This window comes from Hahella sp. HNIBRBA332, from assembly GCF_030719035.1.
Taxonomy (GTDB): Bacteria; Pseudomonadota; Gammaproteobacteria; order Pseudomonadales; family Oleiphilaceae; genus Hahella.
The window spans coordinates 4,805,108-4,819,429 of record NZ_CP132203.1 but is presented as its reverse complement, the minus strand read 5'-3'; the positions used below and the strand labels follow the sequence as shown (position 1 = coordinate 4,819,429).

9 protein-coding genes are annotated in these 14,322 nt (G+C 53.7%); 6 read left to right on the top strand and 3 right to left on the bottom strand.

Features of this window, described 5'->3' with window-relative positions; genetic code table 11:
* Positions 1-56: 56 nt before the first annotated feature.
* Together O5O45_RS21275 and O5O45_RS21270 are read right to left on the bottom strand one after the other, a co-directional pair.
* Entirely contained in the window at positions 57-1,070 is a 1,014-nt protein-coding gene (locus tag O5O45_RS21275) for a DsbA family protein (RefSeq protein WP_305901344.1), read from the bottom strand.
* 260 nt (positions 1,071-1,330) lie between these two features.
* Positions 1,331-1,984 carry a TetR/AcrR family transcriptional regulator gene (locus O5O45_RS21270; RefSeq protein WP_305901343.1) on the bottom strand — a complete coding sequence of 218 codons (654 nt, stop codon included), beginning with the start codon at positions 1,982-1,984 and terminating at the stop codon, positions 1,331-1,333.
* Positions 1,985-2,280: 296 nt separating this feature from the next.
* Here O5O45_RS21270 and O5O45_RS21265 point away from each other — a divergent pair, with 296 nt between their 5' ends.
* The 3 genes from O5O45_RS21265 (at position 2,281) to O5O45_RS21255 (ending at position 7,625) form a co-directional block, all read left to right on the top strand.
* Positions 2,281-6,024, top strand: a complete 3,744-nt coding sequence (locus O5O45_RS21265) for a DUF1631 family protein (protein WP_305901342.1) — start codon at positions 2,281-2,283, stop codon at positions 6,022-6,024.
* Between the two features lie 272 nt (positions 6,025-6,296).
* Positions 6,297-6,566, top strand: a complete 270-nt coding sequence (locus tag O5O45_RS21260) for a hypothetical protein (RefSeq protein ID WP_305901341.1) — start codon at positions 6,297-6,299, stop codon at positions 6,564-6,566.
* Between the two features lie 264 nt (positions 6,567-6,830).
* The gene (locus O5O45_RS21255) at positions 6,831-7,625 is read left to right on the top strand and encodes a DUF3592 domain-containing protein (RefSeq protein ID WP_305901340.1); all 795 of its coding nucleotides are present in this window, start codon (positions 6,831-6,833) and stop codon (positions 7,623-7,625) included.
* A 78-nt stretch (positions 7,626-7,703) separates the two neighbouring features.
* Here the strand turns inward: O5O45_RS21255 and O5O45_RS21250 are convergent, their stop codons facing one another.
* Positions 7,704-9,890: an FAD-dependent oxidoreductase gene (locus O5O45_RS21250; RefSeq protein ID WP_305901339.1), complete on the bottom strand. Its 2,187-nt coding sequence runs from the start codon at positions 9,888-9,890 to the stop codon at positions 7,704-7,706.
* 184 nt (positions 9,891-10,074) lie between these two features.
* Here O5O45_RS21250 and hemB point away from each other — a divergent pair, with 184 nt between their 5' ends.
* The 3 genes from hemB to O5O45_RS21235 are packed head-to-tail and all read left to right on the top strand — an operon-like array spanning position 10,075 to position 14,317.
* The gene (gene hemB, locus O5O45_RS21245) at positions 10,075-11,082 is read left to right on the top strand and encodes a porphobilinogen synthase (protein ID WP_305901338.1); all 1,008 of its coding nucleotides are present in this window, start codon (positions 10,075-10,077) and stop codon (positions 11,080-11,082) included.
* Between the two features lie 28 nt (positions 11,083-11,110).
* The gene (gene ppk1 / locus O5O45_RS21240; protein ID WP_305901337.1) at positions 11,111-13,249 is read left to right on the top strand and encodes a polyphosphate kinase 1; all 2,139 of its coding nucleotides are present in this window, start codon (positions 11,111-11,113) and stop codon (positions 13,247-13,249) included.
* Positions 13,250-13,282: 33 nt separating this feature from the next.
* Positions 13,283-14,317: an AI-2E family transporter gene (locus O5O45_RS21235; RefSeq protein WP_305901336.1), complete on the top strand. Its 1,035-nt coding sequence runs from the start codon at positions 13,283-13,285 to the stop codon at positions 14,315-14,317.
* Positions 14,318-14,322: the final 5 nt, after the last annotated feature.

Genomic DNA, 14,322 nt, shown 5'->3' with positions numbered 1-14,322 from the left:
TGCGCATGTGTCAGGCCCTGAACTTCATGACTTACTATTGCTCAAGCGCTTTTGCCTCAGCCCGCGCGGGAGCGCGCAACGGCGGCGTTGACGGCTTCTTCCAGCGCGGCTTCCAGGTTGTCGCCATGGAATGGGAGACCATTAATGAAGATTGCTGGCGTGCCGCGAAGTCCCAGCGCCATCGCCTGATTTTGTTCTTTCTCCACAAACTGAGCGGCTTCCGGACTGGCGGCGCACTCTTCGATTTTGGCGGCATCAAGACCGAGTTTTTCGGCGACGCCAGCCACTGAGGCTTCGTTTAGTTTTCCTTCGTAATCAAAGAGCGCGTCATGGAATTCCCAGTATTTATCCTGCTTGCCGGCGCAGTAGGCGGCCTGGGCCAGATACACGGAGGTTTTGCCGGTCACAGGGAAGTCCACCATGGTCCAGCGCACGCTGTCGCTTTGTTTCTCAAGTATCTTGCGTAAAGTATGCGAGGCATGTTTGCAATGAGGACAACGGAAGTCCGCAAACTCCACAATACTGACAGGCGCCTGGGCGGCGCCGCGGACGGGGTAGCCTTCCAGTTGCAGATCCGCGACGGGAGCGTTGGGCTCAGTCAGGTGTAAACTGAGCTGCCCCTGCTTTTTCAGGCTTGCGATGAGATCGTGTTCTGCGCGTTGTAGACGCTCTTTCTGTAAGGCGTCCTTAATCGCGTCTTTGATTTCGTAGAAGGGACGCTGGATTTGTTGCTTGTTGGCCTCAAAAAACTGCGAGACTTCTTCGTCAGTGACGGGTTTGATCTCAATCAGTTCATCTCGGATCTGCTCTTTGGAGACATTCCGCGCTTTCGCCAGGTTTTGAAAATGCACCTGAAGCGCAGCGTTTTCCAGAATTTGTGACTTACGTTCAAAAACCTGTTGTTCAAGCTCGAACAGCGCGGCGGCCTCGGCATATGGCAGTTGCTCCGGCGTATATTCCGCGCCTTGTAGTGTGAACAACGAGTCGCCTGTTGCTGGGGCTGACAGGGCGCTCTGGGAGAAGCGGGCCGAGTGCAGAAGCGTGGCGATCAAGAGACCAAGCGCAAACATAATTACGCCGATATAAAGAGCCGGAATCGGTTTTTTCTGAGTAGCCATGAGCGTTTTTGGTGGGGTCTAGTCTAATTGGTTGATATTAATATGCTATCGATTGCGATAAATAATTGTTGATCCGCGTCAGGACCTTACTTGGGAGCCATGGCATTCTGACAGACCTGTCAGGCTTGCGCCAGTAGCGTTCCGGCTTGTTTTAGGCGATCATTGCGTCCCTCCAGGGGCATTGATTAAAACATGACGGAGAGTTTTCGTTATCAGCGCTTTGGAATAGGCCCGACAGCATTAATGCAGAATTCTGCAATATCCATGACGATAGGATGGTCCGCCGTGATGGGCGGTTGCAGGTCGCTGCTAAGGCCTGGGACGTAGGATTTGATCTGTTCGGCGAGGGGGCCGATCAGGGATTCCGCCAATGCCCCAACCAGCGCAGCGCCGCTGACTTCAGGATTCTGTGGACGTAGCGCTGCGGATTTGACGCCTTCCGCTATGGTTTGGCTGAAGAGTTCTGCGTAGGCCTGGCGGTAGTTCAGACGTTCTTGATCCAACACCGGGTCCACGGGTTCTGCAATGAGCGCATAGGCGAGACGTCTACCGCGTAAAGCTCGGCGTGCGAAGGTGGCGATCGCAAGGCGCAATCGGACATCAATGTCGCCTGGCGCGTTGAGCGAGGCGGCGACCTGATCCACTTCGCGTTGGGTGACATGGCGAAAGACTTCGGCGCAGAGCGTGGATTTGTCTGGAAAGTAGCGATACACCGTCCCAGTGGCGACGCCGGCGCGAGCGGCGATAGCCGCAACAGAGGCTCCTTTGAAGCCGGCTTCGGAAATGAGCTCTTCTGCGGCCTTGAACAGGCGCAATTTGATAGTTTCTTTGCGCGCCCGCACTTTCTCTGTTTCTCGGTAAGCCATGGGCCGAACGATGGGTCTGTTGTAGTAAGGAAAAGTAAGTGCGTGAAAGTATTACGAAGTTTCGATAAATATAAAAGAGGTTTCCTTTCTTGATGAGTTGTTCCCCGCAGTAAGCCGCGACGGATTTTCCCATGCGGCGTCAAATTGACGCTCCATCGGAAAATCCGTCGCCCAGGAATGTCCGGTGATAAACGACTTCTGTAAATTCGGCGGCCCAAGGGGCTGGCGGTTGCTGAATCGTGGGCGATGACTAAACTGATTTAAGGGAACCTTCATATGACGCCCGTATTGTTTTGATGCAAAACAACAAACGCCAACACCCCCGTTATTCGCTGCAACATGAGGCGCTTATCGTGGCCAAAGGGTTCACCCCTGCTTCCTGCGGGGTGGCCAACATTTGTGCTGGCGGTATGTTGTTGTCCGATATCGATTCGGAGAAGCTGACCCATCATTTGAGGGAAAAGCCCGACTGTCGGGTGGAAGTGCATATTTTCTGCCAGTACAACGGTAGCGAGCATCATCTCAGGTTGCTGGCCGATACCCGCAGGGTGGAGGGGCGCAAAGTGGGGATTGAGTTTCTGCAATCCCAACCGCAGCTGGTGGAAATGATGCTCAAGATCCGGCAAAGCGCGTCCAACATGCCCTCCTACACCACCCGCAGTAAACGACAGAAGCTGAAGGAGTGGTTTGAGAATGCGGCGGAGCGTCTTATCGGCAATCTGCTGGAGTCGTTCTTCGCTAATATCGAAACCGAGTTGAACACCCGTATCGCCTCCAGTGCGGTGTTGCGTGACATCAATGCGTTCCGGGACGCGAAAGTCCTGTTTACCCAGGGACGTAAAAAATTCAAGAAAGACTTCATTGAGCATTGGCATCAGGAGCTGGATTTGCTCTTCGGCGCCCGTCCCATGGGCGAGTGGACCTCCAGTGAGCTGGAGCTGGTGGATAAGACGCAGTTTGAAGACTGGCTGGAAGTGCAAATGGTGGCGACCGCCGTGGCGAACCGTCAGCGCACCCGTCTATTCATGCTGAACCAGATGCTCAGTCAGGTATCGGGCAAGGATATCGATGACCGTTGGAACCCGATTGGTCCGGCGGTGCTCTGTCAGTGCCTGCATTACGCCGTCAACTCCCTGCAGACGCCTGATCCGGCGAAGCCGGTGCTCTATCTCGCCTTTGAGCGTTTGCTGACGCGGGAGTTGGGAGAGTCCACCGATGAATTTATTGACATGTTCAAGTCCCACGGCCTTAAAGCCGTGCCCTTGGATCAGATGCGCACTAATTGGTCGGAAGGCCGCGCCAAACCGCGTTCACCGGCGCCAAAAGTTATCGAAGGCGCTGCTTCGGATTTGGAAAGTTTGGACTTCTCCCTGGACACTCCTGCCGCGTCTGCGCCTTTGCACCCCCAAATGCGCGCGCCCCGCGGCAGTATCCTTAGTCTGGTCAGGATGCAGCGTGGGGGATATGCGCCTTCCCGGGGCGTGTCAGAGCCCGGCGCAGATTACGAATACGGTGCTACCCAGCTGTTGCAGGATTTGCAGCAAAATCAACGCGAGCTGTTAGGTTCTCTGGCGCAGCAGGACGGAACCATCCGGGAAGTCGTGGAAATTATGGCGGAAGGCGGGCGTGTGCATATGCCTTCCGACTCGCAGGAGGTCTGGGATCGCGTTGATCTGGTGGATCGTATATTCGCGCCTCTTTCCTCGCGCAATATGCCTACGGAGTTGAAGGGGCTGATCAACCAGTTGCGTATGCCGTTGCTGTTTTTACTACTGAAAGACAGCTCGTTCCTGGATGACAGCCGCCATCCCGCCCGTAGTGTGCTCAACCATTTTATGGCTCTGGCCTCCGCAGATCGGGTTTCCAGCAAGAGTCTGGAAAAAGTGCTCAACGAGGTGATTGACGAACTCTCCGCAGGCCGGTTGGATGCGGCGTTGCTGGAGTCGGTCTCCAGTCGTCTGGAGCAACTGGTGGAGCGGCAGCAGCGCGCCTTTGTCCGCAACGCGGAACGCATCGCCAAAACCTGTGAGGGCCGTGATCGGCTGAAGCGGGCGCGCAAAGCGGTTTCGCGGCGCATCAGCACCCTATTGGCGGGCGCCCAGGTGGCCGACGTCGTTTTGGAGCTGCTGGCGGCGGGATGGGAAAACTTCATGGTGTTAGCGCTGCTGAAAGAAGGCGGCGATAGCGATAGCGTAGCGGACTACTTCGCCGTTATTGAGCAGTTGCACGACTGGCTAGGCAAAGATAACGACAGCGAGGATCTGGCGTTTGAGCGTGAGCTTGAAGGCCCCGCTATGCTGGATTTGATTGAAAAAGAGCTGGCCAGCAGCCCGGATCCCCAGAAGGCCTCCGCCGTTTGCAAAAAGTTACGCGCCATATTTGCAGATGATTTGGCGGTTACTTACACTTTGGTCGCCACTTACCCCACTGACGAGGAAGCCGATGAAACCGGCGCTGAGAGCGATTTTGAGCTGGCGGAACGCTGGCAGGAAAGAGCGCATCAGTTGCAGGTGGGGGATTGGGTGGAAATGTGCGAGGCGGATACTACTCAACGCATGCGTCTGGTGTGGGTTGGAGAGGATGCTTATAAATTTGTCTTTCTAACCCCCCAGGGTTTACATGAGGTGCACTTGGACTATAGCGATTTGGTGACAAAGATGGATCGGGGGCAGCTTGCGCGTGTGCAAGAGGGAGAAGTACCTTTTGTCGACCAAAGCCTTTATTCAATCGTCCAGGACCTCTACCACAAGATGGCCATACAGGCTGTCCACGATCCGCTTACCGGGTGCATGCACCGGCACGAATTCGAAAAGCAACTGCAATACCTCGCCACCTGGGTGAAAAATCACGATGAAACCGCAGCGTTGATTGTTTTCGATATCGATCAGTTTGGCGCAATCAACAGTAACTATGGCAACGCTATTGGCGATCGGCTTCTGCGCGACTTCAGCCTGCTGGTCGATAGCTGGCTGGATGAGTTGCGTATAGAGCTCAAATTAGGGCGTATCGGCGGCAATGAGTTCGCCCTGTTAGTTTCTCCTGCGAGCCAGGACGTTGCGTTGGACGCAGCGGAGCGAGTATGCAAGCAGTTTTCCAAACATCGCTTTGAAGCTGGGGAAGGCCACTTCTCTGCGACGCTCAGTGTTGGTGTCGTCATGATTAATGGCGGCAGCACCGACGCCAGCGCTTTATTGAATCACGCCAGTCTGGCTTGCCGCTCCGCCAAGCGTGCTGGCGGCAGCCGGGTAAAACTGTTCCTGGAAGAAGATCGCGATCAGGCGTTCCAGCAGGAAGTGCTGCATTGGGTCTCCCGGATAGATCAAGCGATAGACGATTGTGACCTGTGGCTGCGTGCGCAGCGCATTCAGTCGATGGATAAATCCAGCGATGAGCATTTCTACGAAATTCTACTGGGCCTGAACGACCAGAACGGCAAACCGATTTCTCCCGCCGCCTTTATCGAGGCGGGAGAGCGTTATAAGCGCTCCATTTATATCGACCGCTGGGTGGTGGATAACGTATTGTCCTGGATGCGCGCCAATCCCGCCAAGCTGGAAAATATGGGCGGCTTCACTATTAACCTGTCTGGACACTCTCTCAGTGACGACGGCTTTTTGGAGTTTCTTGAGGGCCATTTCCGCAAAGGCGGTTTTCCTGCGCAGAAAGTTTGTTTCGAGATCACTGAAACCGCTGCGGTCGCCAGCTTGCACTATACCGCTGACTTTATTCGTGAGCTGAAACGCACTGGCTGCCGGTTCGCCCTGGACGACTTCGGTACGGGCTTCTCTTCTTACGCCTACTTGCAAAGCTTGCCTGTAGACTTTCTCAAGATTGACGGCGTGTTTGTCCGCGATATACATGAAAACATGACCAACTACGCTATGGTGCGCTCCATTAATGAACTGGGACGTTTCATGGGCATGGCGACGATCGCCGAGTGTGTGGAGAGTGTGGAGGTGCTCGAAGCCTTGAGTGAGATTGGCGTGGATTGGGTGCAAGGGTATATCGTTGGCAAACCCGTTCCTTTGCTGGATCTTTAGGCTCGCCTTACTACATTTTCCTCTTAGTCTGCGGTATCCCCCCTATATTTTGTGTTCTGTGCTTGCGTGTTGGGATGTGAGGTTTTGCGTTATGGAGACAGGCCTCAATCCCTTGCCCGGCAATGCTTACAGAAAATCACAGTTTGATACAAAATTCTTCTCATAGAACATTTGCAGAGTTTCATGGCTCAACTATAAATAGGTTGAAAATTCCCAGAGGACATAACAACAAAGGATAGCGACCACCTACTCTGTCTTTTGGAGGTAACCCCATGAGCGACATTGATACCGACGACTTTGAGGATCTGGAGCCGGCCTACGATTCCGGCGCGGCTGATTCTGATGATGAAGGTGCGGCTGTTAAACAGGCGGCGAATTCAGAGTCTCAGTCGCTTGCTATAAAGAACAAGATTCGGGAGCAATTGCAGAGCGATATTGAAGCCTTCCTTCAACGTGGAGGCCAGGTGCAAACCATCGCTAATGACGTGCGCGCGGATCCGCCTCGAAAGCCGGATATGCAGTACGGTAGTAATCCTATTTAACGAATATATGTAGTGGCGTTACGAGGCCCGTTTCGATGCAGGATAGGCGTCGGACGGGTAACTCGGCGCTTACTGGTTTTATCATTAAGTCTTTGTTCTGATTGTCAATAATATTTCCCATCCTTGCTTTTCTTTAATTCCTCGCCTGAGACCTGCGTCACGCTATTGCTGTGAGATTTTTCCTTCTTTATACTCTCCCTTCGCAGCGTGCACTCATCAAATAATAAATTGCGTTGAAAACAAGATAATAATAAGGAAAACACAATGGACGTCCTGATTCTGCTTATGGGCCTTACGCTCATTACTGCAGGGTGGGTCCTGATATGGGAGTTCACCCGGTTTCTTCACTGCGCTTACGCCGTTCAAGGGCGCGTCGTCTCGCTTGAGCCCGGTTATGGCATGCGCAAAAAAATGGCGCAGCCAGGCAAAGCGTCATACAGCTTTTTTCCTGTTATCGAATATCAATGGCAAGGCGATAGAATTCGCTTCACCTCTCTTGATGACAAGTGCATCGCTGGTCTGCAGATTGGCGATCAGGTCCAACTCTCATTCTCCCGTTCCCGTCGTAAGCATACTCGTATCGGCCGCTTAGTGGCGTTAATGATCGCCTCTATGACCATGCTGGTCGCTGGCATTCTCGGCGGCGCCATGCTGTTAGGACAGCAGGTGGATGTGTTGCATATCCTGCTGGGTTCGGTGGTGCTGGCTATTTGCCTCTTTATCATTGTGCTCTATTTGCGTCAGCAGGACGAAACCGCCGCAGACAGTGTTCATCACGTGCGCCGTCGCGTACTAAACTGCGTGTTTTTGCAGGAGCCCACCAATGTATGCCATTGGCGCGCTTTATTTACCAACCGCAGACAGCGTCGCCGCATTTGGGCGTCCCGAGTGCTGGGCGGAGGCTGTCTGGCGACAGGGGCTTTTCTGTTCGCAGCGGCTTTTTTCCTTGGCGGCGCTGGATTGGCCCCGCAATTATCGGACGGTGAGTTCACTGCGGATGCAGAGTTTGTTCAACCTGCTACAAGCCGTGTCGTGCAGCATACGGTCATTCGAAACTAGCCTTTAAGGGCGCACTAACTGAGTTGGGGAAGGCTGCGCCATCTCAGTCTGCTTGGCGCCGCTCATGCTGTCTCCTCACTAAACTTCGTTGTTGCTTTGCCCTAATGCAGAGTTCATCTCTGTATCGCTTTTGCGACGCCAGCGATGCCATTTTTCCAGCCATTGCAGCGCTTTCTGCGGCGCATGCGCGCGCTTCCATTCTCCGGCGGCGTACTTGTTGGTTTCTGACAAGGTTGGGTAGATGTGGATCACTCCCAAGATTTTGTTGAGGCCAATGCCGTGTTTCATTGCAGTGATGTACTCTGTTATCAGCTCGCCTGCGTGGTGGCCGATGATAGTGGCGCCGAGGATTTTGTCTTTTCCGGGAACAGTCAGCACCTTTATAAATCCATGCGCTTCGCTGTCGGCGATGGCGCGGTCCAGGTCGTCAATGCCATAACGGGTGATTTCGTAAGGAATATTACGAGCGATAGCGTCCTGTTCATTCAATCCGACACGCGCCACTTCAGGGTCGGTAAAAGTCGCCCAGGGAATAACCCGGTAGTCCGCCCTGAATTTACGCAATACCCCAAACAGGCTGTTTACCGCCGCATACCAGGCTTGATGGGCGGCGGTGTGCGTAAATTGGTAGGGGCCTGCGACATCGCCTGCAGCATAGATAGTCGGTATTTCTGTCTGTAAGTACTCATTTACTTGTAGTGTTCCGTCTTTGTTGACTTTTAACTGCAGTTTTTCCAGCCCCAGATTGCTGGTGTTGGCTCTGCGCCCGACCGCCAGCAGCACTTTATCGAAGGCGAGTTCTATTTCTTCCCCGTCTTTTTCACAGATCAGCAGGCTGCTTCCAGAGGCGTCTCGTTTGAATGCTTTTGCGCTATAGCCCAAGCGCAGGTCAACGCCCTCGTTACGAAAACGCTCCTCCACCACGGCGGATACATCCGCATCTTCTCTCGGCATTAGTCGGGGGGACATGTCTAACTGCGTGACCCTGACGCCGAGGCGCTGAAACGCTTGGGTAAGCTCGCAGCCAATAGGGCCGCCGCCGATGACCAGTAAACGCTCAGGCTTGTCGCGCAGGCTCCAGATGGTGTCGGAGGTGTAATACTCCGCTGAATCCAGGCCAGGAATCGGTGGGATAAAAGGGCGTGCGCCGGTTGCAATGACGATATTGCGAGTAGTTAAAATCTGGCCGTTCACCTCTACCCGATAAGGGTCGAGAATAGTCGCCTCACCTTCGAGGCACTCAACGCCCAGGCTGGTGTAGCGTTGCACGGAGTCGTGAGGCTCAACCTGTTTGATCACAGACTGTACGCGCTCCATGACGGCGGCGAAGTCTATAGTGGGGTTGCTGGTCTGTACGCCAAACTCTGCAGCGCGTTCGACATAATTGGCGATCTTTGCTGACCGGATTAACGCTTTGCTGGGCACACATCCCGTGTTCAGGCAGTCTCCGCCCATTTTGTGCTTTTCTATAAGGGTGACTTTGGCTTTTACCGCTGCGGCGATGTAAGACGTCACCAACCCCGCGGCGCCGGCGCCAATTACCACCAGGTTACGATCAAAATGAGCCGGCTTATCCACCCCCGTCAGGGCTTTACGCGCTTTCAGCACATCCAGGATGCGTCGGGCGATAAAAGGAAATATTCCCAGCAGTACGAAAGAGGCAATCAGTCCGGGAGTCAAAATGCCCGAAGCGGACTGCACCTGTCCGAGTTGGGTGCCGGCGTTGACGTATACAATGGTGCCGGGGAGCATGCCTAACTGACTGACCCAGAAGAAAGTACGGGTTTTAATTGGCGTCAGGCCCATAACGAGGTTAATGACGAAAAACGGAAACAACGGCACTAGCCTGAGCCCGAACAAGTACATCGCTCCCTCACGTTCCACACCCGCGTTAATGGCTTGCAGGGAGTCGCCAAACTTATCCTGCACCCAGTCGCGCAAAGAAAGGCGTGAGACCAAAAAGGCGATGGTGGAGCCGATGACGCTGGCGAAGGACACCAGCAAGGTTCCTTCGAACAATCCGAAAATAGCGCCGCCGATTAGTGTCAGCACGGCCGCAGCGGGCAGAGACAGGCCTGTGACCACAACATAGACGACAAAGTAAATGGCGGCGGCGGTTAATGGATTGGCCGTGGTGTAGGCTGATATCACCTCCCGTTGCTCCGCAAAATACTCAAGGCTGAAGTAGCGGTTAAGATCGAACAGAAAAAAAGCGCCGATCAGTAACGCTAACAGCAATAACAAGCCTAGTTTTTTCGCTTTCATGTCTTATTTCCGAAACCCAAGGGCGTTAAAAAGTCAGTGATGAAATAGACCCCATACTGAGGAGAATAGTTCATTTTATCTTGCCTGAAATCCGTTCCCTGGGGCGAGGAAATGGCGTGGCGCTCATGAAAACAAAGGCTTATCATGATGCGATAAATTTTCTGACAGCATAGAGGGCGATTACGTGGCATTTACCCCCCGTCAATATCCGGCTGTGCGCATGAGACGCATGCGTTACGATAACTTTTCCCGTCGACTGATGCGCGAAACCACGCTGACCGTCGATGATCTGATATATCCGATGTTTGTTCTTCCCGGCCAGGAGAAAGCGCAGAAAATCGATTCTATGCCTGGGATTGAGCGGGTCAACGTCGAGGATTTGTTGCGCGAAGCGGAGGAACTGGTGGGGTTGGGGATCCCCGCTATCGCTTTGTTTCCTGTAATTCCCGCCGAGGGCAAAAGCGAGAACGCGGCGGAAGCCTATAATCCCGAGGGACTGGTCCCGACCGCAGTTCGGGCGCTTAAAAGCCGTTTTCCCGAATTGGGCGTAATCACCGACGTGGCCTTGGACCCTTACACTACGCATGGGCAGGATGGTCTGATTAACGATAAAGGTTACGTGCTCAACGATGAAACTGTAGAAGTGCTTGTCAAACAAGGTCTTACCCATGCTGAAGCTGGCGCGGACGTCGTAGCTCCCTCGGATATGATGGATGGCCGCATTGGTGAGTTGCGCGGCGCTTTGGAAAAACAAAGCTATATTAATACAAGGATACTCGCTTATTCGGCGAAGTATGCGTCCGCTTATTATGGGCCATTCCGCGACGCGGTCGGCTCAGCGGCCAATCTGGGGAAAAGCGATAAATACAGCTATCAGATGGACCCCGCTAACAGCGATGAGGCCATGCAGGAAATCGCGCTGGATTTGGCCGAAGGCGCTGACATGATCATGGTCAAGCCAGGTATGCCTTACCTCGATATAGTGCGTCGCGCCAAATCCGAATTTCAGGTGCCGACATTTGTATATCAGGTCAGCGGCGAATACGCCATGCATATGGCGGCGGCCCAGCAGGGCTGGTTGAACGAAACGGCGGTGATGATGGAGTCGCTGACGTGCATCAAACGCGCTGGCTCTGATGGGATTTTGACCTACTTCGCCAAGAAGGCGGCGCAACATTTAAAACAGACATAACCAACAAACGCTTAAGGATTACAGTTTCATGAGTAGCGATTCGACAACGGTTGCCGTTAACGATGTGTTAGAAGAGGAGGTGGACTCCTCACAGGTCCCTGTCATAGACCTGAACAGTTCCGAGTATTTCTTCAACCGTGAGCTGAGCCATCTGCAGTTTAACGCCCGAGTGTTGAATCAAGTCTTGGATACATCCCACCCGCTGCTGATGAGGCTGATGTTTTCATGCATATTCAGCAGCAACATGGACGAGTTTTTCGAAATTCGGGTGGCGGGCCTTAAGCAACAGATCAAGTATGGACGGGAGACAGTCGGCGCCGACGGTATGTCGCCGGCGCAGACTTTACAGCACATCGCTGAACAGGCGCACAAACTGGTAGAACAGCAATACAGTGAGCTGAACGATGTGATGATTCCCGCTTTGGAGCAGGAAAACATCTTCTTTCTGCGCCGTGCGGACTGGACGCCGACCCAGCGGGATTGGGTGGCCCAGTATTTCGAGCGCGAACTGCTGCCGGTCATCAACCCTATCGGATTAGACCCCAGTCATCCCTTTCCCCGTCTGGTCAATAAGAGCCTGAACTTTATCGTTGAGCTGGATGGTAAAGATGCTTTCGGTCGTGAGACGGGTATGGCGATTGTCCCGGCTCCGCGTTCGTTGCCAAGGTTGGTGCGCCTGCCAGACGAAGTCTGCGAAGGCGGCGATAATCTCATTTTCCTGTCTTCCGTCATACACGCTCATGCCGACGACCTGTTCCCCGGGATGACGGTGAAGGGCATGTACCAGTTCCGTATTACTCGTAACGCGGATTTGGTGCTGGAAGAAGACGATATGGAAGACTTGGCGCAGGCATTGCGCGGGGAGCTTCTCAGCCGTCGTTTCGGCGATGCGGTGCGGTTGGAGGTGGCGGATAATTGCCCTGAAGAACTGGTGCAGTTTCTGTTGCAGGAGTTTGGTCTGACGGAGACGGAGTGTTATCGCGTCGCAGGTCCTGTAAACCTGACGCGTTTGCTTGCCGTAAACGACTTTGTTAACCGGCCTGATTTGCAATACCCTGGATTCACCCCGGGGTTGCCTAAAGAAATGAGGCATAAAGAAAATCTGTTTGAGGTCGTCGCCAAGCAGGATATTCTGCTGCTGCATCCATTTCAGAGCTTTACGCCGGTGATAGATCTCCTGCGTCAGGCCGCGAAGGACCCCAATGTGCTGGCCATTCGCCAGACGCTGTATCGCTCTGGCAGCCAGTCTGAAATTGTCGCTGCGTTGGTGGACGCCGCTCGTCGCGGTAAGGAAGTGACGGCGGTTATCGAGTTGCGCGCCCGCTTTGACGAGGCGGAAAACCTGGAGCTGGCGAGTCGATTGCAGGAGGCTGGCGTTATCGTCGTCTACGGCGTGGTGGGGTTTAAAACTCACGCCAAAATGATTCTGATCGTCCGGCGTGAGGAAGGCCAGCTTCGGCGCTATGTACACTTGGGCACCGGCAACTACCACGCCAGCAACGCCAGGCTCTATACGGACTACAGTCTGCTGACGGCGGAGAACGCCCTGTGTGAGGATGTGCACAGGATATTCCTGCAGCTGACCGGAATGGGTAAAGCGCTCAAAATCAGAAAGCTGTTTCATGCGCCGTTCACGTTGCATGACAAGTTACTGGGGCTGATCAGCCGCGAAGCGGAAAACGCAAAAGCGGGGAAGGAGGCGTATATTCTTGCCAAGTTCAATGCGCTGACCGAGCCTAAAGTCATCACCGCCTTGTATGAAGCGTCCCAGGCCGGGGTGCGCATTGACCTGCTTATCCGCGGCATTTGCTGCTTGCGCCCAGGGGTTCCCGGCGTGTCCGAAAATATACAGGTGCGTTCGGTTGTCGGACGTTTTCTGGAGCATACGCGCGCATTTTATTTCCATAATAACGGGAAATATGAAGTCTATGCTTCCAGTGCGGATTGGATGGTGCGTAATCTACTGAATCGGGTGGAGACCTGTTTTCCTATCGAGCGAAAAGAGCTGGCGGAGCGTATCAAAAGCGAGCTGGACGCCTATCTGCGGGATAACTCTAACGCCTGGCTTTTACAGCCGGATGGCTCCTATGAGCGCAAGGCGATAGAGGAGGGCGAAGAGCGCTTCAACGCCCAAAACTTTTTGCTTACTCACTTGGCTTCCGTCTAGGAAGCCCTCTCCTTAACTTCCAGGAGCATTCTTATGTCTCAGCAGGCAGGATTCACTGCAGGCGCGCGATTTTTGATTACCCTGGCGGCGTTCATCATTGTCGTTGCAGGGGTTAAGCAGGCGGAGTCCATCGTCTCGGTTTTTCTGCTTTCCGCCTTTTTCGCTATTTTGTGCACGCCTCCGTTTGTCTTTCTTCAATCCAAGGGCGTGCCGGCCTGGCTTTCGTTGATATTGGTGCTGGTCGGAATCACTTGTGCGCAGTTGCTGGTGGTGAGCGTCATCGCTTCGTCATTGGCGGACTTTAAGGAAAATCTGGATTTTTATCAGGAGCGCTTGCAAGGAGTGAGCGGAGAGTTCATCAACTGGCTGAACTCAATGGGGATTCATATCTCCCAGGAAGTCGTGAAGAATTACTTCAACCCTGGTTCATTGCTCAAAACGGCTGCGAACATGTTGGGCGGCCTGGGAGGCGTGCTGTCTAACGCCTTTCTCATTGTTCTGACCGTGATTTTTATGGTGTTTGAGGCTACGGTGCTGCCCAATAAGCTGCATCGCGCCTTTGAGGGGCGTATGGCTTTCGAGCGTCTGGATTTGTTTCTCGACAACGTAAAACGTCACATGTCGATAAAGACCATCATCAGTCTGGTGACGGGATTGACGGTTTGGATCATGTTGCTGGGGCTGGGCGTGGATTATGCGCTGCTATGGGCGTTGTTGGCGTTACTGTTCAATTTTATCCCTAATATTGGCTCCATTATCGCGGCGATTCCTGCTGTATTGCTGGCTCTGATCCAACTGGGACCGGGTCATGCGGCCATTGCTGGCGCGGGTTATGTGGTGATCAATGTAGTGATGGGAAATATTATCGAGCCCAAGTTCATGGGGCGTGGGCTTGGGCTGTCTACTCTGGTGGTGTTTCTTTCATTGGTATTCTGGGGGTGGGTGCTGGGTCCAGTGGGGATGTTGTTGTCCGTGCCGCTGACTATGATGTTGAAGATCGCGTTGGACTCCAGCGAAGAAACTCGCTGGATGTCTATTTTGATGGGATCTGAAATCGAGGGGGACTGAATGGT